Genomic DNA, 23,484 nt, shown 5'->3' with positions numbered 1-23,484 from the left:
GTTCAGTCCCCCGCGACCGCGGACACCGGCTGGACCTTCTGCCCCTCCGACACGAACCCGCCACCCCGGGTAATCAGCCGCACCGGGAAATCGACACCGGACACCCACGCCCCTTCGGTACCAACGCTCAGCAGCGTCACGGTGGTGAAGGCCACCCGATCACCGTCATCCACATGCAGAACCCCGGGGCGACCATCCGGCCCCAGACTCAACAGCGCGGGGGACAGGTACAGGGCTTCCTCTGCGGGCATTTCAATGCGGACCGACGCACTGCCACCGGCAATACGATAGCCCTGGGGATTGGCCACCCGGGCCTCAACCCGGAAACTGCGGGTTTCCGGATCGGCGGCGCTGGCGACAAACGTCAGTTCCCCATGCAGTTCACGGCCATCCAGCAGACTGACCACGATACCCTGGCCCGGGGCTACCCGCCCGGCCTGCTGCTGCGGGAGGTAACCGCTCACTTTCAGCAGGTCCACCTGCACCACTTCAAACAGGGGCTCGCCGGCCTGCACGAAGGTACCGGTTTCCACGTGGCGGGCGTTGATAATGCCGTCGAACGGGGCCGACGGAGTGAGATAGCTCATGGCCAGGCTGGCCTGACGGAGTTCCGCCCGGGCCGAGGCCAGTTCCGACTCCAGACGCATCTGCTCGGACTCGGATACCAGCCGGTTGGACCTTAGCCGCTCGGCCGCCGCCAGGTCCGCCTCCAGTTGACGGACCCGGGCCCGGGCACCGGCGACAGCTGCCGGTCGATCGTCCTCGGACAGCCTGAGCAGGGTGTCGCCCTCGCTGACGGCATCCCCCAGGGAGACGGAGAGTTTCTCCACCACCCCGCTGAGGCGAGCGTTGACCTCCAGCCGCCGCCAGGGTTCCACCTGGCCCTGCAGGCGGATATCCGGATGAAAGGTGCTGGCCTGGCGAAGGTCCACCTCCACCGAGGGCAGACTCAGCCCCTGCCCTTCCCGCGGGCCCGGTGCCTGCTCCTGGGCCGACCGGAGTTCGCCGGTGGCGAGCCAGGCAATAATCGCCACGGCCAGCGCCAGCGAAAGCCCCATGGAACTCCATCTAACCTTCGACATACCGGCATTCGCTCCCTGACAATGGCAACGGAAGGTCCCTGTTCCGGGGCGTCCGTTATTGTGAAAATCCACACAATTCTACAGAAAGGACCGCAACCCTCAAACGATCGTTTCTTACCGGTCTTTCAGGTCATCACGGACGGTCTGGCCTGCATATTGCTGCTGACAGGACAGCCGATCCGAAAGCCGGACCCGTGAACGGGTCCGGAAGATTCCAACCCTCAAGGGATTGATTCCAGGGAGCCACCATGATGTCAGCAGCCAAGCTATCCCCCCACCCCCATCAACGCCCCCGGGCGGCGGATTATCTGATCGCCTCGAAACGGTGCGAACTCAGGAACCTGGAGCGGTTCCTGCAGATGGGCAAGCTGGTGCTCAGCGTTGGCAACCTGATCCACGAACTCCAGCGGGAGCGGGGCGCATCCAACGTCTTTCTCGGGTCTGGTGGGGACCGATTCTCGGAGGAGCTGACCGCCATGGTGGAAGGCAGCCTTCGCCAGCATGACGCCTTCGAGCATGAGCTGATGGAAATCCAGGCCGAACTGACCCAGGACCCGTCCAGCACCAGCCTCCTCAACAGCCTGGCGGCGGCCCTGCACGGGCTCGAGTCCCTGCCGGCCATCCGCCAGCAGGTCCGCAGGCAGACCATTTCCGCGGAACAGGCCATCGACGCCTATATTGAACGGATCCGCCACCTGCTGACCGTGGTTTTCGAGGCGGCGGAAACCGTGGTGGATCCCACCATTGCGGGCATGATGGTGGCCATGGTCAACCTGATGCAGGGCAAGGAAATGGCCGGCCAGGAGCGCGCAGCCGGTTCCCTGGGGTTCTCCCGCGGACACTTCGACCATGCACTGTCACAGCGCATAGCGCACCTTATTGACGCACAGGAACGGTCCTTCCCGGTGTTCGAACGCTTCGCGGACGAGGAAGTCCTGGCATTGTGGAAACGCCATAACCGGGAGGACTTCTGGCATGACCTGAAACACCTGCGCGGGCTGGCCTGTTCCGTGGGCCGTTACAAGGAACTGGATACGGACCTGGCCGACCACTGGTTTGAGCTGATGACCCAGCGCATCGACGAACTCAAACAGATTGAGGATGTACTGGAAGACCACTTCCACCGACGCTGCATTGCCCGCTACTCCGAGGCCCGCAATGCTTTGACCCATGAGGAGAATCTCATGGAAAGCCTGGATGACAGTGGGCATGCCCCGGACCCGGTACTGGTGGTCTGTGCCAGCGAGAGTGGCGGTGACACCGGCTCATATCGCAGCGACGGCATGGGCCAGAAGCTGGGACGCTCGGTGTTCGACCTGGTTCAGCAGCAGGCGATCCGACTGGATCAGCTCAGCGACGAATTGCGCATCGCCCGGGAGGCCCTGGACGACCGTCGTACCCTGGAGAAGGCGGTGCTACTGCTGATGAAACACCACCAGATATCCGACGACGAGGCCCACAAGCAGTTGCGCAAGGTGGCCATGGACCAGGGCCGCAAACTCACCGAGGTGGCCCGCTCGGTGTTGGAAATGACCGACCTGCTGCGGTGATGCCATCCCCTGGGGGCGTCCCGGGGATGGTCATGCCGGCCCGGAGTTGAGCACGCCCTCCAGATCGGAGACATCCACCAGGGGATCATCCAGGTCCAGCAGCACTTCGGATCTTGCCAGTGTCCAGGCCCGACCGGTGATGTCAGTGTTCACCGCCCTGTAGTGGCTGACGGTGGACTCGCCCAGCAACCGCCCCACGAACGAACTGCCCTTGGGAGACACCGTCTCCAGGGTTTCGCCCTCCCGCAGTTCGCCGTTTTCATACATCAGCGCCATACGCGCCGTGGTACCGGTGCCGGTGGGGCTGCGGCAGATGACACCGGGGTGCACATAAGTGGCGGAACGGGACCGGTACCCACCGTCGACGGGCTCCAGTGGCCCCATGAAGTGGGCAAACGGCAGGGGGCCCACATCCCCCAGTTCCGGATGCTGGTCCGTCACCACCGGGCGGGCCGCTTCCACCATGGCCAGACCAAACTCGATCATGCGGTTGATCTCCCCGGGCATCAGGCCAAATCCCAGGGACTCGGCATCCACCAGTGCGAAGTAGGCGCCACTCCACACCAGGTCGAAGCGGACCTCCCCCCATCCGGGCACGTCCACCTTCATGTTTTGCTCGCAGACAAAGGCCGGCTCGCTGCGGGTGGTCACTGACTGTACCCGGCCATTGGCGTTGTGGGCCGTCACCCAGGCCAGACCGGCGGGAGATTCCAGCACCAGGGTCTGTTCGCCATCCTCCATGGGTACGACGCCGTTCTCGAGAATCGCCGCTGCGGTGCAGATGGTGTTGGAACCGGAATACAACGGGTAGCCCATGGCTTCCATGATGATGTAACCGGCCTGGGCCCTGGGATTGTCAGGCGGTACGATCAGGTCCACCGACATGAAGGGATCGCCATAGGGCTCGTTCAGCAGCCAGCGGCGAAAGCCATCACCGTACTTCTGGATATAGCGCATCTGTTCCAGTACCGAGCCACCGGGCAGATGCCCGACGCCCCGGGTCACAATGCGGCTGACATCGCCACCGGACTGCATATCCACCAGCTCGATGGAACGGGTGCGATGATGGGTTGGCCTGCGGAACTCAAACACCGGCATAGACAGCTCCTCTCTTCTCCCACGTACGGTCGGGAACTACAACATGCATGCCAAGCTGTGCCTTGGTCATGAACTCGGTCTGGACCCCATGGCAATCCGGGAGCCGTGCCCCTGGCGCCGGCTGCGGTCGGATCGTCTTCTGTTCAATGTAGTCCAGCGGCTACGGGAAGTCCCGCCGCAGCCATGGATCGAAAACCTGGCGTCCGGCGCGCCTCACCGGGCAATAACCCGGTATACCGGACTTAGCCGCGGAATCTGCTTGAGCACCACCTGGATCACGGTCATCAGTGGCACCGCCAGCAACACGCCAACCGGCCCCCAAAGCCAGCCCCAGAAGAAGATGGCCACGAAAATGATAACGGGATTGATCGCCATCCTGAACCCATGGATCCAGGGTTCAATGAAGAAACCCACCAGGGAAGTGAGTATGAGATATCCGAGGGGCGCGACCACCATCAGCCATAGTTCATCCAGGCTGGTTGCCGAGACCACCGCCAGCAGCGAGATGGTCAGGATGACACCGAGGTAGGGTATGAAACGTGCCAGCCCGGCCACCAATCCCCAGATCGCCGGGTCCGGCAGGCCCACCGCCCAGCACATCAGGCCGGTCACGGTGCCGATAAGCAGGTTGCTGACTCCGATAACCCCCAGGTACTGGGCTATCTGGCTCTGGGAATCACTCACGATGGTCAGGGCCCGTCGCCGTTGGCCCGCGGGTAACTGGCGAATGAAGTTGTGGATAAGCCGGTCCCCGCTGACCAGCAGGAAATAAGTCAGGGCCAGCGCCAGGGCCAATCCCGCCACACCGTTGCGCGCCTTCTGGATCAACTGGCTACGCCAGGATTCAGCCTGCAGGACAACGGTGGTGGGTTGTGTCCGGTTATCGCCTTCGGCGAGACCGTCCATTGACTCCTCGACCTTACGGGCGGATTCCGTGACTTTTTCGATCTGGTTGCGAAACCCGCTCTGCCCCACCAGCAGCCGCGAGATACCCTGGGGTGCTTCCTCCGCCCATTCCAGTGCCGGAGTGACCACCGCCCATCCCAATCCCAGGATACCGGCCAGCAATGTCAGCACCAGCACCAGCGAACTGACAAAGCGGGGAATGCCGACCCGCACACCACGACTCACCAGCGGCGCCAGTAACAGGCTAGCGAGGATGGCCAGGATGATAGGCAGTACGATCTGGTGGGCAATATAGAGGGTGTAAAGCACACCCAGCCCAAACAGGCCATACAGCGGCGTCGACAGTTCCCTGACTTCCTTCAGCACCTGCCAGCGTGTGGTGGCAGTATCATCGCCGCCGCTCGATGAGTCGGCGCTGTCATGTTCCGGGGACATGGATCTATCCTGAGCAGGAGTGTGTTATCGGACGCGGCTTTTTCCGGCATCGCGAACCGGGTAGTCTAGTGGCTTATATAATGTTTCAACAATAACAATGACAGCGACTGCCAATGCCAAAATATCGCGTTGAACTCACGGAGCAACTGCCCTATCCCCGCGATCGGGTCTTCCAGTTGCTGGCAGACCACAATCGCCTAGGGAGCCTGGTGGGGCTGCCGGTGAAGCGTATCCGCGACAGCGATCAGGCCGACCCCAACGGCACCGGGTCGGTACGCTGGATCGGTGTCGGACCGGTTGGTTTCGAGGAAACCATCCTCACCTTTGAGCCTGACCACCTGATCGAATACTCGGTCACCAGCTTCAGTGCCTTCCGCAACCACCTGGGCCGCATCCGGCTGTCGGGGCCACCGGACGGAGGCACCCGACTGCACTACACCGCCGAGTTTGACGAGGTTGTCCCCTATTCCGGCCGTACCCTGGAACTGGCCGTGGAGCGGGTACTCCGCCGTGGTATCCGCCGCCTGCGCCAGGTGCTGTCAGAGACCGATCTTTGACGAAAGTCAGCTCGATTGACCTGGCGCAATACCATCCTGATGCTCCTGCCCTAAGCTCGCCGCCTGCTCCATCTTAACGTGCCAGGAGGATTGAAGAATGGCAGTCGACCCCATAGTCCTGTTTGATAATGGCCATCACAAGTGCCTGATGTTCGACTCCCTGGTCACCGGCGAGGGTGTCCAGTCCAACCAGTTCCTTATCGTGGATGGCAAACACGAAGCCCTTATTGATCCCGGTGGCGACCTTACCTATACCCCCCTGTCCATGGCGGCATCCCGCCATATGAACATCCGGGAAATGGACTATGTATTCGCCTCCCACCAGGATCCGGATATCATCGGTTCGATTGATCGCTGGATCGTGCACACCAGGGCCAGCATTGTCACCTCCAGACTCTGGGCCCGTTTCCTGCCCCACCTGGCCTCCGACTACGTTACCAACCAGCTCGGAAGCAGTGTCTTTGATCGCATCATTGCCATTCCCGACCGTGGTGCGCGGGTGACGTTCGGGGATACCTATATCCAGTGTCTGCCGGCGCATTTCATGCATTCCGTCGGCAACCTGCAATTCTACGATCCGGTGTCAAAGATCCTGTTCTCCGGTGATCTGGGGGCGTCGATGGGCGCGGCGGAAGACCACAGGCCCGTTAGCAATTTCGATCACCATATCCCCTACATGGAGGGATTCCACCGACGCTATATCGGTTCACGGAAAGTCTGCGAGCTCTGGGCCCATATGGTCCGCACCATGGATGTGGATATGATTGTGCCCCAGCACGGCAAACGGTTCGAGGGCCCTGCCATGGTGACGCGCTTCCTGGACTGGGTCTCAGCCGTGGACTGCGGCATTGACCTGATGACCCGTGATCACTACCAACCCCCAAGGGAGTTTGTATAGTCAGTACCGAAACCCTGCCTGCAAACCTCCAGCCCATGACTTCAGGGGCCAAGTCCACCATCTTCCGTCGCGCCCCTGTAACGGTTTGCAACCGAATGGCGCGACGGAAACAAGACGTTGCACTTCGACATACCACCTTTCCACGTTCACCCCTATAATTGCGACACGGTTCACATAGGCGAGCCATCACCAACACCAGAAAGCCATAACCACACCTGAATTGACACCTGAGGTTACATGTTCGCGTCCGCCAGCCTTCCAGAACGATTCCGTGAGGCCTATGCCCGTTACGAACAGCGGATGATCCGGGAAGTCATGGTGAAAGCGGCCTGGGTTCTACTGGTAGTGAGCGTTTTTGCCCACAGTTCAATCCTGATCCGGGGCGGGTCACTGATTGAAGCGGACACCCTCTGGTCCTACGGCCTGCGGGTACCACCGCTGGCCGTCTGCCTGATCACCCTGGTCATGCACTATCGGCGCTTTCCGGGCCACCTATGGCCCCTGGTGATGCTGAGGCTGATATCCCTCACGGCGATGTCCAGTGTGCTCGGCCTGCTGGTCTTCGCGTACGACCAGGGCGGTACCGCCTTCCGGGTACTGAGTGAGCTGGCCATACTCAGTGTATTCTGTGCCGGACTGGTCAGCCTGCGCGGACTGCGGGGCTGCGTTATCCCGCTGTTCCTTCCGGTCCTGTGCTATATCGCGGTGATGATTCAGCGGGGCCATGAGCCACTGGCACTGGTGGCATCGCAACTCGGCCTTCTCTCCGCCATCGGCATTGCCGCCTTCGTGTCGCACCTGCAGCTCAGGATTCGCGTGCGGGAGTTTATCGCCCGTCAGGAACTCAACGAAATATCCACCGTGGACCCGCTCACCGGCCTGATGAACCGCCGCGCCATGGTCGCGCGGCTGGAATCCGAACGGGCCCGTCACAACCGGTTCACCCAGGCCTTTGCCGTGATCATGCTGGACCTGGACCTGTTCAAGCGGGTCAACGACACCCTGGGACACCAGGCGGGCGATCAAGTCCTGAGGGAGGTGGCCGCCCGGCTCAGGGCCAATACCCGTCAACAGGACGACGTCGCCCGCTGGGGTGGCGAGGAATTCCTGATCCTGTTACCGGATACCGATGAAAAAGGGGCCACCGCCGCCACGAACAATATCCGGGCGGCTCTGCGGAATGCCCCCATAACCACCCTGGACACCTCCCTGAACCAGACCGCCAGTTTCGGCATCGCGGTGTACGACAACAGGGAATCCACGGAGCGGCTGGTCGCCCGTGCCGGCCAGGCCCTGCACATGGCCAAGGAATGTGGGCGAAACCGGGCCGTGGTGGCCTGACCCCGACAACGGCCAATGCTTCGCCCGGGTGTGACGACGGTCAGTGGTCCCTCCGGGTGACTGCGTGTACTATTCGTTTTTTCCGAAGAACCACAGGATCCTGAACATGGGCAGAGCCTACCAGAACCGAAAAGACTCCATGGCCAAGACGGCCGCAGCCAAGACCCGCGTCTACAGCAAGTATGGTCGTGAAATCTACGTCGCCGCCAAGTCCGGCGGCACCGACCCGGACAGCAACCTGACACTACGGGGGCTGATCGACCGCGCCAAGAAAGACCAGGTGCCCACCCACGTTATCGAGAAGGCCCTGGAAAAAGCGAGGGGCGGCGCCGGTGAAGACTTTTCCGCAGCCCGCTATGAAGGCTTCGGCCCCGGCAACTGCATGGTGATCGTGGACTGCCTGACCGACAATCCCAACCGCACCTTCGGCGATGTACGGGTGTGCTTTACCAAGACCAAGTCCAAGATCGGCACCCCGGGTAGTGTCAGCCACATGTTCGACCACTGCGCCATCCTGGCCTTCAAGGGCGATGACGAGGATGTCGTTCTGGAAGCGTTGATGGAAGCGGATGTGGATGTCACGGACATCGAGAACGAGGAAGGTCTGATCACCGTGTTTGCCCCCAACACCGAGTACGCCAAGGCCAAGCAGGCATTGAGCGAGGCTTTCGAAGGGCTGGAGTTCGAGGTGGACGAGATCCAGTTCCTGCCCCAAACCACGACGCCGGTTCAGGGTGAGGATGTGGAGATGTTCGAGAAGTTCCTGGATATGCTCAACGATCTGGATGACGTGCAGAACGTCTATCACAACGCTGAGCTTTGATTGCAGGCTTTGGGGGCGGAGTCAGTTGGGTATCGCTTTCCGGGACACGCCCCGCAAGTACGTCCCTGGCCTATTTTTGCTCCTGCAAAATAGGCATTCCCGCCATCCGTGGCGGTCATAGAGCTCGACGAACGCCATCCCTGGCGTTCGACGGTCCCGGAAAGCAATCCCCAACCGCCTCTTCTGGACACCGGAGTTGCTCTCTGGTGCTGGCCCGCAAGACATAGAGGGCCGGAACAGACAACTAGTCGGCAATATGCACCAACTGCTTACCAAAGTTCTTCCCTTTCAGCATCCCCTTGAACGCCTCAACGGCGTTATCAAGACCTTCGGCCACCGTCTCACGGTACTTCAGGTCACCTGACGCCACCCGGTCCGCCAGGATGCCGGTGATCTCCTGGTGCCTGTCCTGCCACTCAGTGACCAGGAAGAAACGGTGCTCCGGCACCGGATCCAGCGCCTTGAGGACGTGGAACGGGGTTTCCACCTTGCTGGGATCCTCGGCATTGTAGGCCGATACGTAGCCGCAGATGGGCACCCGGGCGCCCTTGTTCAGCAGCGGCGCGACCGCGCGGGTTACCGCACCACCCACGTTCTCGAAGTAGATGTCGATACCGTCCGGACAGGCCGCCTTCAGGTCTTCCTCGAGATTGCCCGCCTTGTAGTCCACACAGGCGTCAAAGCCCAGTTCTTCCACCACATAACGGCACTTCTCAGGGCCACCGGCAACGCCAACGGCGCGGCAGCCTTCCTTCTTGGCAGTCTGCCCCACCACGGTGCCCACCGGGCCTGACGCTGCGGATACAACCACGGTTTCGCCCTTTTTGGGCTCGCCCACGAACATCAGGCCACAGTAACCGGTACGCCCTGGCATACCCGCCACACCCAGGTAGGCCTGCAGCGGAACACCGGGCTTCTCCTGGATCTTGTAGACCATGTCGGCGGTGTCCGGGAACACCGAATACTCCTGCCAGCCGGCGTAGCAGGTCACCAGGTCACCCACCTGGTACTTGTCGGACCGGGACTCCTCAATCCGGGCGACCACCTCGCCGACAATCACCTCACCGATACCGATGGGATCCATATAGCCCTTGCTGTCGTTCATGCGCGGGCGCATGTACGGATCCAGAGACAGCCACAGGGTCCTGGCCAGGACTTCACCCTCCTTCAGGTCCCGGACCGGCTTCTCGATGATCTCCAGGTCGCCGTCCTGGATTTCACCCTGAGGGCGCTGTTTCAGTACAACGGCGCGATTGTTGTAATCAGTCACGGTCGATTCTCCCGTTTTTTGGTTGCGTTATGAAACCGGATTAGGATGAAGCCAAACTCCCGCCGGGTCAAATGTCCATGGAAAAAATCCAGCCATGGCTTCTTGCACTCCGATAAAACCGGGGCTAGGATAATGAATGAACGTTCATTCCTATTTCCCTGAACGTTAGCAAGATTGGCTGACTGTCGCCGTATTACGGTCAGCGCTTTTTCACCAGGCACCCCAACAACCACGACAATCAAGGAGCCCGAACCATGGCCGAGGAAAAGATCGAAATCTACGACATCATGGCCTGCAACGTTTTCTGGAATTTTCCCAATACCGGCCTGCCCCAGGAGCAGCACAAGTTCCTGGTTGCTTTCCACCCCACCGGTGGCCGCCCGGTTCCCGAACTGATCGAAAGCATCAAGGCCAAGGGCCCCGAGGGCTACGAGCAGGAAATCGCCAACCAGACCTTTACCGCCGCCAACTGCAACGGCCATATCTTTGATCGTACCACCAACAGCCACTGGTACATGCTCAACCTGCCCACCGGCTTTATGAAGGAAGGCGAGTACACCATCGAGGTCACTGGCAAGGACGGCATTGTCCGCACCATGTCACGGGTTCAGAAGGACGCCCCCGGCCAGGCACTGATCAAGGCCTACAAGCAGGTGGAAGACGATATCCACGGGTCCTACCGCCCCGCCAATGGCAGCCAGCTTGCGGACGGCACCCCACTGAAGGATATCGAAGTGACCTGGAAGCCACTCAGCGAACTGGCCGGCCAGGATGCCTACTACATCTTCCGCCTGTCGGAGGGCCGTAATGCCAAGGAGTTCGATACCCAGAACCTGGCGTGGTGGGACAACATCTTCCTGCAGCGCTTCACCACGGATCCGGAAGCGGGACTCAACCGGGCCGGTGTCACCATCACCAACGAACTGAAACCCGATACCTCCTACTGCCATTTCACCGAAATTACAGACAGTAATGCCATGGGCGATACCAATATGTGCATTTTCCAGCCCCACCAGACTTTCCGCACTGCGGCAAGGGTCACACAGGGAAACGAGGCAGAAGCAACGACGAACTGATAACCTGATGCATCGGGTAGGGAGGAACCGGTTGGGTTCCTCCCGGTTCACCCTGTCCAGGGTTCAGGGAAACCACTGCAGAGGAACGTCATGGCTTCAACCGCCCAACAAACACAACAAACGGACCCCCAACCCAAGCGCACGGCCATACTGGAGGCCGCCCTCGACCGCTTTGCGGAGCTGGGTGTCAACGGAGTGGCGGTACCGGACATCGCCAACCGGGCACAGGTTGGCACCGGGACCATATACCGCTATTTCCAGAACAAGGAGGCGCTGGTTAACGCGCTGTTCCAGGAGGAGAAGCTGCGATTCGGCGAGTACCTGGCACAGACCCGGGACAGGCAGGGTTCGCCACGGGAGCTGTTCAACCAGCACTGGCAGCAGATGGTCGGGTTCGCCCGGGAGCATCCCAAGTCCTTCCGGTTCCTGGAATTGCAGGACCACCTGCCCTATCTGGATAACCGCTCGCGGGCACTGGAACGTCAGGTGCTCCAACGACTCGTGAAGCCCTCAAGGAACCTGCAGCAACAGGGCGTGTTCCGGACGGACATCCGCGCCGAAATTATCATGGCGACGGTTTGGGGCGCTTTCGTCAACCTGATGAAAGCCGAAAGGGCCGGCTATATCGAACTGTCGGACAAGGACATTAACGATGCCCGCGACGCCTGCTGGCGGATGTGCGCCAGCTAACAATTCACCATCCCAGGGTTGAGCCTGTACCGGGACATAACTCAAAAAAGAACAGGAAGTTGACTATGGCGTACCGAAAATACGGGCAGGCGTCGTCCCGCCCGGGTTTTATTACCTGCTTCATGGCCCTGCTGCTGGTGGGGCTGCTCAGTGGCTGCGAGTGGGAACTCTTCGACAAGAATGCCGACGGAGAGGATGACGACGACGAGCCCACCCCCGTGGCCAGCCAGGTAACCGGTCTGGAATTGGGCGTCAGTGACCTGGACGTGTCACTGCCGGTCTACCGGAATGGCCTGGACATGAGGATTGTTGACGAAATCACCACCGACAACAGCCGGCAGATTACCCTGGAGTCGCCGGGAAGCCCCCTCCAGGAGGCCACCCTGACCCTGATCGAATTTACCGATGGGCTGGGGCGGAACCTTCAGGACAACCCCGGCAAGATTGTCTTCTACACGCCGGATGCCGAGGCCCTGGCCAATCAGTTCGAGAGGTCCGGCGGCGTGGTGACACTGCCCCCCGAGGAACAACCGGGCTTTGGTGTCGTGGGCTTCGGACGCGATCCGGACAATAACCTGATCGAGATCGTCGAGTCGCCCGACGCTCCCCTCATCATGCTGGAGGCCGTGGGTATCGGTGCCAGCGACCTTGAGGAGGCCAGGGACTTCTACCATGATCAGGTGGGGCTGACCGAGCGGTTGTTCATTGAAACCGAAAGCTACGATGAATACATCATGGGCACCCCGGAAGGCCGCCGTTCACTGTCCCTGGTGCTGATGCACTGGAAAGATGATGTGGAGCGCCGCTACCAGGGCAACATCACCCGGGTGCGACTGATTTCAGAGGATCCGGAGGAAGTCACGGAACGGACCCTCTCGGAAGAGGATGATCAGACCCAGGACCTGGACGGCAACCCGCTCATCATCGACGATGAACCGGCGGACCTGACGGTTCCCGATTCCGGAGACTGACCGCCAGCACCGCAACCATCAGGTTGCGGTGTTTCCCTCCCTGCTATGCCAATCAGCCAAAGTGGAAGAAGGCCACCTTGTTGCCATCGTGATCCCGGATATAGGCGCCGTAGAAACGGTCGGGGATACGCTGGCCCGGCTCGCCATCACAGGTGGCACCAAGCTCAATAGCCTTGTGGTAGAGCTTGTCCACCATCTCCTTGGACCCCGGATTGATGGCTACCATGTTGCCGTTGCCCGGGTGATTGGGCTCCTTGTCATAGGGCGTGCAGACGGCCAGCATGGGCTGGCCCATACTCTTGCCCAGGAACGCGATACGCTCCATGTCCATCAGGACACTTGCGCCCAGGTCGGCCAGCAGGTCGCTGTAGAAGGCCTTGGCCCGCCCCATGTCACTGACACCGATAGTAACGTAACCTATCATATCGAAAACCCTTTTTATTTGGTTTGTTTATACTGCTTTCACCGATAGCCGGATATTACCCGAAACAGGAGACCCCGCAGGGATGCACCTGATCTCGTTCAAGCTCGTGGCCGCCGTTATATTTACATTGTTGCTGGCAACAGGTCTTTATAACACGTTCAAACCCATGCCCGCAGGCCTGTCCAGGAGTACGCCGACCCGTCCACTGTACGACGCCCGACTGATTCCGGATGTAAGCTGGCGCACCGCCGCCGGCGGGCATTTCCAGAGCCAGGGCATATTCCGGGAGGTGTTCGACCTGATCGCCCAGGCACAACGGATGATTGTCATCGACATGTTCCTGTTCAATGACAGCGCCCCGGACAGCAGCTTCGAACCCCTGGCCGAAAAACTCACCCAGGCACTGGTGGCGCGCAAGCAAGCGGTGCCGGAGCTGGAAGTGGTGGTGATCACCGACCCCCTGAATACCGTCTACGGCGGCGTGCGCCAGCCCCATTTCGAGCGGCTGCGACAGGCCGGTATCACCCTGGTGGAAACCAACCTGCGTCCGTTGCGGGATTCCAATCCCACCTGGTCCGCCCTGTGGCGGGGATGCTGCCAGTGGTTCGGCAATAATCCGGATGGTGGCTGGCTGCCCAATGCCTTCGAGGATGGCAAAGTAACCCTTCGCAGCTATCTCGCCCTGCTCAACTTCAAGGCCAACCACCGCAAGACCCTGGTGGTGGATGAAGACGACCAGCTCCGGGGCCTGATCACCTCCGCCAACCCCCACGCTGGCAGCAGCCGCCACTGGAACACCGCCATCACCTTCACCGGCCCCGCCGCCCTGGACCTGCTGGCCACGGAGGAAGCGGTCATGACCCTGTCCGGGGTCGCGGTCCCGGACTGGTCACTGCCCGGGAAGATCTACCCCCCGGAGGCGACGGAAGATACCGACCTGCATGGCCAGGTACTGACCGAGGCCGCCATCCGGGAAGCCGCCATCGACCTGATCGACCGCGCCGGCCAGGGCGACCGGCTCGACCTGGCCATGTTCTACCTGTCCCACCGGGGTACCGTTGAGGCGCTGAAGGCGGCCCACAACCGGGGGGCCACCCTGCGGATCCTGCTGGACCGGAACGAGGACGCCTTTGGCCACGCCAAGAACGGCATCCCCAATCGCCAGGTGGCGTTCGAACTGCACCAGGCGGATATCGATATACGCTGGTGCAACACCGCCGGCGAACAGTGCCACAACAAGCTTCTGATGTTGCGGGACAGCCAGGGACTGGCACGGCTGCTGCTGGGATCGGCCAACCTGACCCGCCGCAATATCGACAACTACAACCTGGAGACCTCGATGCTGGTTACCGGCACCGCCGATGCGCCTGTCATGGCCACGGCGACCGAGCTGTTCGAGCGCCTGTGGATGAACGGGCCGGGGTCGACACCGGTATTCAGCCTGCCCTACTCCGCCAATGCCGACGAGTCACGGTTCCGGTACTGGCAATACCGTTTCATGGAAGCCACCGGCTTTTCCACCTTCTGACAGGGCGGATTTCAGTCTTCTTCCCCCCCAGGCACCGGCTGCTCGTGGAAGAAGCGATTGATCTGGTTGGCGTGCTGTTGCGCGTCGTGGTAACCCAGGCTGATCAGTTCCTGGCAGAAGCGGGGGTCGAACAGCAGGTAGCTGGCCAGGCTGGCGGCGGTGCCATGATGCCGGTCAGCGGCACCCACCAGGTTACGCAGAACCAGTGGCATGCCATCCAGGTATTTCTCCGCGATGGCGTTGATCTGCTGGCTGGGGGAAATCTCAAGCAGGTTGACGGGCCGGAAATCCAGCCCCGCCTCCTTCTGCTTCTCCTCCGGAATCAGTTCCAGCAGTCGGTTAATCAGCCTGAGACGGTCGATATCGTAGTCCAGTGTATCCAGAAACATGCCATTGAACACCTGGGCAATCACCTGCGCGAACGTGGGGGTACCTGGTGGTTCCGGTCGCTCGGTGGGGCACATGCTGTTGGCGCTGACCCCGATCACCAGCACCCGGTCGGCCCCCAGCCGCAGTGCCGGGCTGACGTGGGCCATCTGCCGGGTCACCCCGTCGCCGAAGTACTCCCGGTTGATCTGCACCGGTGGAAACACCGTGGGGATGGCCGCAGATGCCATCACATGGTCCAGCCCCAGTTGCGTGCGGGAGCCGGCACGCTGGCCCACCGTCCAGCTTTTCAGGCTATCCCTGCCCTGGAAGAAACACACGTTCTGGCCGGTGGAATAACCGCAGGCGTTGACCCCCAGGGCTGACAGACGGCCGTCGTCGATGGCCGCCGATATGGCCCCGAAGTCCAGTTCCTCCTCAAGCATGGCCCGCAGGGGGCTGTTGTTGAGCAGGGCAACGGGCGAGCCATCCACCTGGCCCATGAACAGACGCCTCGCCACCCCCGTCATGTTGCGGAAGATCTCCAGTGTCTGGCTCTTGTAGATCCGGTTAACGGAAATCTCCGACCAGAGCCCCTCCAGGTGACTGATATTGTGCCGGAAAATGGAACTTCCAGCGGCCATGGAAGCAGCGTTTATGGCCCCCGCCGAGGTCCCGACGATCACTCCGAACGGGTTTTCCCAGTCCGGGTACATATCCGAGATACCCCTGAGCACTCCCACCTGGTAGGCGGCACGGGCGCCACCTCCCGTCAGCACAATACCGGTTTCCATGAACGCCTCCCTGTCCTGCAGAGTCAACGACCCGGGCCCGCCGACCGAAGCCAGCGGACCGGTGTCGTGTTATCGGTTGACCCAGCCACCACAGACCGGGAACACCTGACCCACGAAGCAGCCCGCGGCATCGCTGCACAGGTAGGCGGCAAACTGGGCGTCCTCCCGGGCGCCAACGAGACGCCCGAGGGGCACCTCGCGCTTGAGCCGATCCTGGAATTTCGGGTTCTCCTGGATCTCGGGGGGGAAATAGGTGGGATTGTCCACGAAGTTCTGGGCAATCAGGTTGACCTGGATATTCTCCGGCGCCAGCTCGACGCCAACCGCCTGCACCCAGGCCATCTGCGCACCTCGGGCAGCACTGTAGGTGGAGGCCCGCTTCATCCCCCGCAAGGCCGATGCGCTGCCCATGACCAGCACCCGGCCATGCCCCTGTTCACGCATTCCGGGAAGCAACGCCTGGATAAAACGCGGCAATGGGTCCACCAGCGCGGAGAAGGTATCACGCCACTCGTCCTGGGACACCTCCCCCACCCGGGTGGAGGGGGCGGGTACAGCCAGGTTGGCCACCAGGGTATCGATCGGACCGGCCTCGCGAATAATCCGCTGCGGGGTATCGGGGTCGGTAATATCATCATGGCTGGCAATAACGGTGGCGCCCTGCTCCCGGAACACGTCGCACAGCACGGGGCCCATGAATGCATCGGCCTGGGTGACCAGGATACGTTTGCCCGCCAGAGGGCCTTGAGGGGAATTGTCTGACATGAAAGGGTTCTCCTGCCATTCCTGCGTTGTTGTATTGTCCGCAGTCAGAATAGCCGAGAACCGACCGGCGCGTAAAAGGCCCGGCCAGTTTCAAGCGACGATCACGACCCCTGCTTGCCGCCGGGAGCGCCGGATGGCGCGCCCGCCACCGTGGTATCACCACAGTTCAGCAGGCCGGAACGGCTGAGCCATTCCTCGTCGGGGTAATACTTGAAGACCAGTTGCCCGCCTTTCAGGGAATCCACCACCTGGTGGCTGATTTCCTCCCGCACCGCCGGGCAGCCCAGACTGCGCCCGATACGGCCATAGGTGTCGATCCAGGACGGGTCCACATAGTCGGCGCCATGGATCACAATGGCCCGTTGACGCGCGTGGTCATTGAACCCCGGCTCAAGCCCGTCCAGGCGCAGTGAATAGCCATGCTTGCCCCGGTAGCTCTCCGCCGCCCGGAACAGGCCGATACTCGACTGGTGGCTGCCCTCGACATTGGAGAAGCGGGTGGATTCCAGGTCTCCGGAGTTACGGCCATGGGCGACCAGGTCGCGGATGATCAGGCTGCGCTGACGCAGGTCGAATATCCATAGCCGTTCCTCACTGGAAGGCAATGAGAAATCAATCACCGCCAGCCTGTCCGGGTAGCTTTCGCCATTGCGAACGGCACACTGGGTGGCCATCAGGGCGTAGCGAAGCACGTCGGGGTTAAGGTTGGGCGCGGAGCCGGCGAGCCCGGAAAACAGGCTGTCTCCGGTGACCGCTGCTAGACTGGTGATTGAGGGCAGGCTGAACGAAAGCGCACAAACCGATACCAACAGAGCGCGTTTCAGGCCTCTGACTACCATTTACCATTCCTCATGCCATGGTCGGGGGATTCTGACGTTGCCGTGCCTGCCACTAGGGTGCCGGCGATTCAATGGTCACTATTGTGCAATAAATTCCCGGGAATAATCTGGGAAACGGGTCGAATTGTACAAAATCCATACAAATTGCAACATATTGTACGCGCAGCGACGGCTGCTGGAGGACGCTCGGTATGCGGGACTCGAGCCCAGGGGCATCTTTACGTCACTCCGTGGTCCAGACCCTCGGTGCCGCCGGCCTGTGGCTGACCCTCTCTTGCCAGGGGCAGGCACAGAGCCTGCAGGCCGGATGCCCGGCAGCGCCGGAACCACCGGCCTTTGTGGAACAGGCCGTCAGTGAGCTGGCCAACATCCAGACCCATACCGAGCGCTGGCGTGACCGCCTGCAATGGCAACGGTTGCTGCGGGAACTGGACCGGCTCAGGTTTGATGGCCTGAACCCCCAGAACTACCAGCTGTCCGACCTGGCACGGATTGCCGACCAGTTATCGGCCGACATACCACCCACCCCCTGCCAGGCCGAGCTGGCGACCCTCACCCTGGTCTGGTCCCTGTCGGACCTGGCCTGGGGCCGGCTGGACCCACAGGAACTGGGCCTGATGTGGCACCAGGCACCCAAAAACCCGGATGCCGAGCAGTTTGCCATCGACATCCACCGCGATTTCCACCACCGCAAGGGCCTGCGACAGGCCTATCAGCGGTCACGTCCGTCCATTGCCCGATACCGGAACCTGCGCGCTGCCTACCGGGAGCAACACCGTCACCTGCCGGTGAGTTGGCCACCGGTGCCGCCGGGCCCCACGCTCAGGCAGGACGACACCGGTCCCAGGGTGGACGCCCTCGTCGCCCGCCTGACCGCCCAGGGCTACCTGGCCGGATCGGCGATTCCGTCCAACCCGGAGGCGATACCGCCGGAGCAGACCCGCTTTGACCAGCACACCACCCAGGCTGTAAAAGCCTTCCAGCGCGACCACGGCCTGGATGACGACGGACTGGTGGGCAAGGCCACCCTGGAAGCACTGAACCTGGCACCGGGGGCCTGGAAGGCCCGCACCCGGGCCAACCTGGAGCGACTGCGCTGGATGGCCCCCTACCTCACCGACGACATGGTACTGGTGGATATTGCCGGCGCCCGCGTCCAGTTGTTCCGGGACGGCGCGGAGGTCTGGCACGGCAACACTCAGGTCGGCCGGCCGGAACGGAAAACCCCGGCACTGACCTCAGCCATCAGCCACATCACCGTTAACCCCACCTGGACCATTCCGCCCACCGTGTTCTATGAGGACACCCTGCCGGCGATCCAGGCCGACCCCGACTACCTCGAACGCAACCGGCTGACGGTACTGGATCGCAGCGGCACGCCACTGGACCCGGACCAGGTGGACTGGAGCCAGCCCGGCAACCTGATGCTCAGGCAGGCCGCCGGCCCCGGCAACGCCCTGGGCGAAGTGGCCATCCGGTTCCCCAACCCCTTTGCGGTTTACCTGCACGACACTCCCTCCCGCTGGCTGTTCGACACGCCGGACCGTTTCTACAGCTCCGGCTGCGTGCGGGTGGAGAACGCGGTGCAACTGAGCGAGCGACTGTTCCGGGAAGCACCGGAGAGCCTCCGGCGCCGGGTCACGGAGACCCGTCTCTCGGGGGAAACCCGTAATATCTCCCTGTCGACCAGAATTCCCCTGGTCATGGCCTACTGGACCGCTGAAGCGGGCCCCGATGGTCGGGTACGGTACCGCCCCGACACCTACGGGGAAGACCGGCTGGTGATCGACCTGCTGGATGATGAGCCATGAGAAGGGCGTCACGACGCCACGGCCTGGGCCAGCTTCCGCCCCCACCAGGTGTCCGGGTCGGATCGCCAGGCTGCATGATGGAGCCAGGCCAGGGTATCGCTGTCACGGCAGAGGTGGCTCAGTTCGGCGCGGTCGAGGGCTCCGGGACCTCGGTCAAGGCAGCGCCGGGCCAGTGTCTGCAGGGTTTCCCGCCGCAGCCGGCCCGGGTGGCTGCGCGCCAGGCTGCAATGCATGGCATTGACCGCCGGTAACAGCACCGCTTCCTCAAATCGGGTCAGCTGTCCCAGGGGAGGCAGCAGTGACTCTTCATCGTCAGTATCCTGGAGCAGGCGGCTGGGTGCCGTTTCCTCCGGCGTGCACAGGATGCCAAGCCGACACAGGCACTGCCCCGCCCTCACCCGGCTGAGCCAGACCGCCGTCGGGGCAGACAGCACCAGGGGCACGGCCACCGGCAATGACCACAGGAAAAACAGCGGATCCAGGTACCAGGCAAACGCCGACCAGGCCAGGCCAATGGCCATGCCCGGGGCCTGGGAGACCAGGGCCTCGCGCCAGCGGGTCTCCTCGGTCCGGTTCTGCCCCGCCCAGCGGAGGGACAGGTTGAACAACCCACCCAGCACATAGGCCGAGTGGGCCAACATCTTGATGGGCGCCAGCAACACCGAAACCACGGTCTCCACCACCACGCTCACCAAGGTCCGGAAAACGCCGCCAAAGGACCGGGCCCGGCGATGGATCAGGGCATCGAGCCAGGCAATCAGCTTGGGCGCGAACAGCATGGTGACCGTGGTCAGGGCCAGGGTCAGGGCCAGCCCGGGGCGCCATTCCGGCCACAGCGGGAACAGCCCCGGCTGATCGTCCGGAAAATAGTCGATGGGCATCAGGGCAAGCTGGGCCGCCTCCACGGTGGTCAGTGCCAGGAACAACAGCCACAGGGGCGAGGACAGGTATCCCATGATGCCATTGAAGAACGCCATCCGGTGGGCAAACCGCAATCCCGGCGCCCTCAGCATGATCCACAGGTGCTGCAGGTTGCCTTTCGACCAGCGACGATCCCGGGACAGCTCGTCCGCCAGGCTCGGCGGTGATTCCTCGTAACTGGCACCCAGGGAAGGCTCCAGCCATACCTCGTAACCCGACCGCCCCATGAAGGCCGCCTCGACGAAATCATGGCTCAGGATGGGCCCGCGAAACAGGCCCGCTCCGGGCAGCTTGCGCAGACCACAATGGGCCATGAAGGCATCGGTCCGCAGGATGGCATTATGCCCCCAGAAGGCCGCATCGCCCATCTGGATACCGGCAAGGCCGGTGGCAAAGAGGGGGGAGTACAGCCGGTTGGCGAACTGCTGGATACGGGCAAACAGGGAGCGCCCCCGCACCACGCCGGGTGCGGTCTGCAGGATACCCACCCGGGGTTCACGTTCCATCAGGCGAACCATCCGGATCAGGGTGTCCCCCCCTATCAGACTATCCGCATCCAGCACCACGGTGTACCGGCTGCGACGCCCCCAGCGACGCAGGAAGTCCGCCACGTTGCCGCTCTTGTAGTTCAGGTTGAGGGTACGACGACGGTAGAACAGACGCCCATTGGCGTTGAGTTCGTTGCACAGGCCCTGCCAGGCGGCCTGTTCTTCCAGCCATACTTCCGGGTCGCGGCTGTCCGAGAGGATATAGAACTCGAAGTGCTCGATCTGCCCGGCCCGTTCCAGGTCCCGGTAGATGGCCCTCAGGCCCCGCAATGTTCGCTGCACCGGTTCATGGTAGATGGGCATGACCACGGCGGTTCGCGTCAGGGGCGTTAACGCCAGGTCCCGCTCGCTGTGCCGGCGGGCCAGCGACCAGCGGTCACCGCCTGCCAGCCGGAGCACGAAACCGTAGACTGCGGTCCAGAAACCGACGGCAATCCAGGCATAAAGAATCGCAAACAGCCCCGCCAGGCCAATCTCGATCCAGGTGCCCCCATGGTAGGGCAATACCCGCAGCATCAACCAGGTGGCCACCAGGGTCTGCCCCAGCACCAGCGCCGCCAGCAGAAACCGCCGAACCGTTGCCACCAGTTGCCACCGACCGCCAACCGATACCGCTGACGACACCGCATTCAGGTCATACGGGAGGCCCATAACCGATACTCCCTCGACGAATGGGTGGGCGCTGCACCGGCAGGTCCAGGTCCGGAAGGCTGAACACCTCCGGCAGGCGATCAAACACCATGGCCAGTACGCCGCCAGGCATGGCCCCCGGGCCATCACAGGCTGCGCTATCGGCGTCTCTCAGGCACTCGTCGATCAGGGTCAGCGCCCGTCGACAGACCTCGGGGGACGGTTCCACCCCGTAGTTCCGCAGGTAGAGCATCACGCGATCGAGAGCGTACTGACAAATGGCTTTTTCCACGGCTCTCTCCTATGCACCTATGACCCAGGCATTCATCAAACCCGGCCTTCATCAACCCTGCTTCCAACCACCCGGTCCGGCCTCCGCTACTGGGATCGAATATCGAGACCCGGCGGCAACTCGTAGGTCCAGGTCTCGGTCAGGGGTTCACCCTCCCGGGATAGATAGGCTCTCAGGTCCAACGTCTGGTCCGGGGGTGGCTTTACCAGCATCGACAGGCGCCATTGGCCGGTCGGCTCCGAATACTCCACAAAGTGCTCCAGCACCCTGGTGTCACCGACCGCGCTGACATGGCTGACCACGTCCGCCCCGGGATCGGTCTTGTCCAGGGCACCACCGGCGAAATCCACCAGGATCCGGTAGGCCCCATCCTGATCACCTCCCCCGATGCGGTTGCCATCGCCCACGAAGGTGTTCATGGCCGCACCGGCGGGGCTTCCGGTGATATCCGGCGGCCCGAAGGTCAGGGTGTAGGCCAGTTCCACGCTGTCGCCCGCGCCGGGAGATTCCTCCGGCGCCCAGAAGGCAACGATGTTGTCATTCACTTCCGAACGGGTGGGTATTTCCACCAGCACCACGTTGCCCTTGCCCCAGTCACCCCGGGGCTCGACCCAGGCGCTGGGCCGACGTTCATAACGGGCTTCCAGGTCCTGGAAATCACGGAAGTCCCGGTCCCGCTGGATCAGCCCGAACCCCTTTGGGTTATTGGCCCGGAGATAGCTCATGCGCAGCGAGGCCGGATTGATAAGCGGACGCCACAGCCACTCTCCGGAATCGCCATCCACCACCAGCAGGCCGTCGGAATCATGGGTCTGGGGCCGCCACTCCCCCAGGGGGCGGAGTGTGTTCTCACCGTAGTAGAACATGCTTGTCAGGGGCGCATAGCCCGCCAGACCCACCTGGTTGCGGAAAAACAGCTGGGCCTGAACGTCCACCTCCAGCGCATCACCGGGCCGGACGGTGAACCGGTAGGCGCCGGTCAGGCTGGGGCCATCCAGCAGGGCGTAAAGCACCATCTCTTCGGCACCTCCCGCCGGCTTTTCCAGCCAGAACTCGATGAACGAGGGGAATTCCTCACCACTGGACAACCCGGTGTCGATGGCGACCCCGCGGGCGGACAGGCCAAAGCCATCGCTACGCCCCACACCACGAAAATAACTGGCACCGGCGAACGCCAGGAACTGATTGTTGATGTCCGGCCCGCGCAGTGGGTAGGTCAACCGGAAACCGGCGTATCCCAGGTCGGCGGGAATCCGTTTGGCGAATTCCTCGCTGGGATAGGAGAAGTTGTCGCGGGCAAAGGGGATCGGCTGGACCTCTCCATCGCGGATCTCATTCAGCGCCACGGCGTGGGTGAAGTGCTTGCCGGCCGGGGTCAGCATCACCTGGAAGGGCGAGTCGGAATCGCGCCAGAGGTTGCGATCCTCCCGGAAACGGATCTCCTGGTAGCGACTGTATTCGATCTCCCTGAGAAAGTCCGGTATCCCCGGAGGCGCACTCCAGCCCTGCTGGGCCAGGTCCCGGGCCTTTGCGGCCACATCCGAGAAACCGAAGGATTCAGCAGCGGTAGCCTTCGACGCCACCAGACAGATGCACAGCAGTCCTGCGAGCGGACGTAGCATACGTGGGGTTCCCTGGGTGTGTTTTGGCAATAGGGGCAGACGCCCCGAATAAACATGACATCCCTGTTTGTAACCCCGCCCCGGTCGGGCAGCAAGTGACGTCTTTGTAAGCCATTCGACACAAAGGCGGAACAGGCGCTAGTGTCCCGTCTGGGTAATTCGTTAACCTACTGAGCCACTGAGGGCCTTGATAGCAAGGCGCGGTGGCGAAGGTTTGGTGGTTCCAAATCGAGCCGGCGCAACGCGG

21 protein-coding genes are annotated in these 23,484 nt (G+C 62.2%); 10 read left to right on the top strand and 11 right to left on the bottom strand.

The window, feature by feature from the left end; all coding sequences use genetic code 11:
• Positions 1 to 2: 2 nt before the first annotated feature.
• On the bottom strand, positions 3 to 1,082 hold the full coding sequence (locus RO069_RS14220) for an efflux RND transporter periplasmic adaptor subunit (protein WP_328188407.1): 1,080 nt from the start codon (positions 1,080 to 1,082) through the stop codon (positions 3 to 5).
• Positions 1,083 to 1,330: 248 nt separating this feature from the next.
• Here RO069_RS14220 and RO069_RS14215 point away from each other — a divergent pair, with 248 nt between their 5' ends.
• A complete protein-coding gene (locus tag RO069_RS14215) occupies positions 1,331 to 2,632 on the top strand; it encodes a nitrate- and nitrite sensing domain-containing protein (protein WP_328188406.1) in 1,302 nt (433 codons plus the stop codon).
• Positions 2,633 to 2,662: 30 nt separating this feature from the next.
• Here the strand turns inward: RO069_RS14215 and RO069_RS14210 are convergent, their stop codons facing one another.
• Positions 2,663 to 3,730, bottom strand: coding sequence for a proline racemase family protein (locus RO069_RS14210; protein WP_328188404.1), 1,068 nt, complete (start codon positions 3,728 to 3,730; stop codon positions 2,663 to 2,665).
• A gap of 213 nt (positions 3,731 to 3,943) precedes the next feature.
• Positions 3,944 to 5,071, bottom strand: a complete 1,128-nt coding sequence (locus tag RO069_RS14205) for an AI-2E family transporter (RefSeq protein WP_328188403.1) — start codon at positions 5,069 to 5,071, stop codon at positions 3,944 to 3,946.
• Positions 5,072 to 5,184: 113 nt separating this feature from the next.
• Here RO069_RS14205 and RO069_RS14200 point away from each other — a divergent pair, with 113 nt between their 5' ends.
• From RO069_RS14200 to RO069_RS14185, 4 genes are all read left to right on the top strand, one after another.
• Positions 5,185 to 5,628, top strand: coding sequence for an SRPBCC family protein (locus RO069_RS14200; protein ID WP_328188402.1), 444 nt, complete (start codon positions 5,185 to 5,187; stop codon positions 5,626 to 5,628).
• 97 nt (positions 5,629 to 5,725) lie between these two features.
• A complete protein-coding gene (locus RO069_RS14195) occupies positions 5,726 to 6,526 on the top strand; it encodes an MBL fold metallo-hydrolase (RefSeq protein ID WP_328188401.1) in 801 nt (266 codons plus the stop codon).
• A 237-nt stretch (positions 6,527 to 6,763) separates the two neighbouring features.
• Entirely contained in the window at positions 6,764 to 7,867 is a 1,104-nt protein-coding gene (locus tag RO069_RS14190) for a GGDEF domain-containing protein (protein WP_328188400.1), read from the top strand.
• 106 nt (positions 7,868 to 7,973) lie between these two features.
• A complete protein-coding gene (locus tag RO069_RS14185) occupies positions 7,974 to 8,690 on the top strand; it encodes a YebC/PmpR family DNA-binding transcriptional regulator (RefSeq protein ID WP_328188399.1) in 717 nt (238 codons plus the stop codon).
• A gap of 244 nt (positions 8,691 to 8,934) precedes the next feature.
• Here RO069_RS14185 and RO069_RS14180 read toward each other — a convergent pair whose 3' ends face one another.
• Positions 8,935 to 9,960, bottom strand: a complete 1,026-nt coding sequence (locus RO069_RS14180) for an NADP-dependent oxidoreductase (RefSeq protein ID WP_328188398.1) — start codon at positions 9,958 to 9,960, stop codon at positions 8,935 to 8,937.
• A 254-nt stretch (positions 9,961 to 10,214) separates the two neighbouring features.
• Here RO069_RS14180 and RO069_RS14175 point away from each other — a divergent pair, with 254 nt between their 5' ends.
• The 3 genes from RO069_RS14175 to RO069_RS14165 all read left to right on the top strand — a co-directional run bounded on the left by RO069_RS14175 (position 10,215) and on the right by RO069_RS14165 (position 12,697).
• Positions 10,215 to 11,036, top strand: coding sequence for a hypothetical protein (locus RO069_RS14175; protein WP_328188397.1), 822 nt, complete (start codon positions 10,215 to 10,217; stop codon positions 11,034 to 11,036).
• Between the two features lie 90 nt (positions 11,037 to 11,126).
• Positions 11,127 to 11,726, top strand: a complete 600-nt coding sequence (locus RO069_RS14170; protein ID WP_328188396.1) for a TetR/AcrR family transcriptional regulator — start codon at positions 11,127 to 11,129, stop codon at positions 11,724 to 11,726.
• 65 nt (positions 11,727 to 11,791) lie between these two features.
• Entirely contained in the window at positions 11,792 to 12,697 is a 906-nt protein-coding gene (locus tag RO069_RS14165; RefSeq protein WP_328188394.1) for a VOC family protein, read from the top strand.
• A gap of 52 nt (positions 12,698 to 12,749) precedes the next feature.
• Here the strand turns inward: RO069_RS14165 and RO069_RS14160 are convergent, their stop codons facing one another.
• Complete coding sequence (locus RO069_RS14160) at positions 12,750 to 13,121, bottom strand: VOC family protein (protein WP_328188392.1); 372 nt, start codon at positions 13,119 to 13,121, stop codon at positions 12,750 to 12,752.
• Between the two features lie 82 nt (positions 13,122 to 13,203).
• Between RO069_RS14160 and RO069_RS14155 the strand changes: the two genes are divergently transcribed.
• On the top strand, positions 13,204 to 14,649 hold the full coding sequence (locus RO069_RS14155) for a phospholipase D family protein (protein WP_328188390.1): 1,446 nt from the start codon (positions 13,204 to 13,206) through the stop codon (positions 14,647 to 14,649).
• An 11-nt stretch (positions 14,650 to 14,660) separates the two neighbouring features.
• Here the strand turns inward: RO069_RS14155 and RO069_RS14150 are convergent, their stop codons facing one another.
• The 3 genes from RO069_RS14150 to RO069_RS14140 form a co-directional block, all read right to left on the bottom strand.
• Complete coding sequence (locus tag RO069_RS14150; RefSeq protein WP_328188388.1) at positions 14,661 to 15,809, bottom strand: patatin-like phospholipase family protein; 1,149 nt, start codon at positions 15,807 to 15,809, stop codon at positions 14,661 to 14,663.
• Positions 15,810 to 15,878: 69 nt separating this feature from the next.
• Positions 15,879 to 16,574, bottom strand: a complete 696-nt coding sequence (locus tag RO069_RS14145; RefSeq protein ID WP_328188386.1) for an SDR family oxidoreductase — start codon at positions 16,572 to 16,574, stop codon at positions 15,879 to 15,881.
• Between the two features lie 101 nt (positions 16,575 to 16,675).
• Positions 16,676 to 17,413, bottom strand: a complete 738-nt coding sequence (locus RO069_RS14140) for a murein L,D-transpeptidase catalytic domain family protein (protein ID WP_328188384.1) — start codon at positions 17,411 to 17,413, stop codon at positions 16,676 to 16,678.
• Positions 17,414 to 17,604: 191 nt separating this feature from the next.
• Between RO069_RS14140 and RO069_RS14135 the strand changes: the two genes are divergently transcribed.
• Positions 17,605 to 19,224, top strand: coding sequence for a L,D-transpeptidase family protein (locus RO069_RS14135; RefSeq protein ID WP_328188382.1), 1,620 nt, complete (start codon positions 17,605 to 17,607; stop codon positions 19,222 to 19,224).
• Between the two features lie 8 nt (positions 19,225 to 19,232).
• Here RO069_RS14135 and mdoH read toward each other — a convergent pair whose 3' ends face one another.
• The 3 genes from mdoH to RO069_RS14120 form a co-directional block, all read right to left on the bottom strand.
• A complete protein-coding gene (gene mdoH / locus RO069_RS14130; protein WP_328188380.1) occupies positions 19,233 to 21,344 on the bottom strand; it encodes a glucans biosynthesis glucosyltransferase MdoH in 2,112 nt (703 codons plus the stop codon).
• Positions 21,328 to 21,615, bottom strand: a complete 288-nt coding sequence (locus RO069_RS14125) for a hypothetical protein (protein WP_328188378.1) — start codon at positions 21,613 to 21,615, stop codon at positions 21,328 to 21,330. Before RO069_RS14125 ends, mdoH begins: the two co-directional genes overlap by 17 nt.
• Before the next feature lie 86 nt (positions 21,616 to 21,701).
• On the bottom strand, positions 21,702 to 23,237 hold the full coding sequence (locus RO069_RS14120; protein ID WP_328188376.1) for a glucan biosynthesis protein G: 1,536 nt from the start codon (positions 23,235 to 23,237) through the stop codon (positions 21,702 to 21,704).
• Positions 23,238 to 23,484 lie beyond the last annotated feature (247 nt).

It is taken from the genome of Marinobacter sp. OP 3.4, assembly GCF_036224885.1.
Taxonomy (GTDB): Bacteria; Pseudomonadota; Gammaproteobacteria; order Pseudomonadales; family Oleiphilaceae; genus Marinobacter.
Note: the sequence above shows the minus strand (reverse complement) of the source record. Positions and strands in the feature narration are given on the sequence as shown.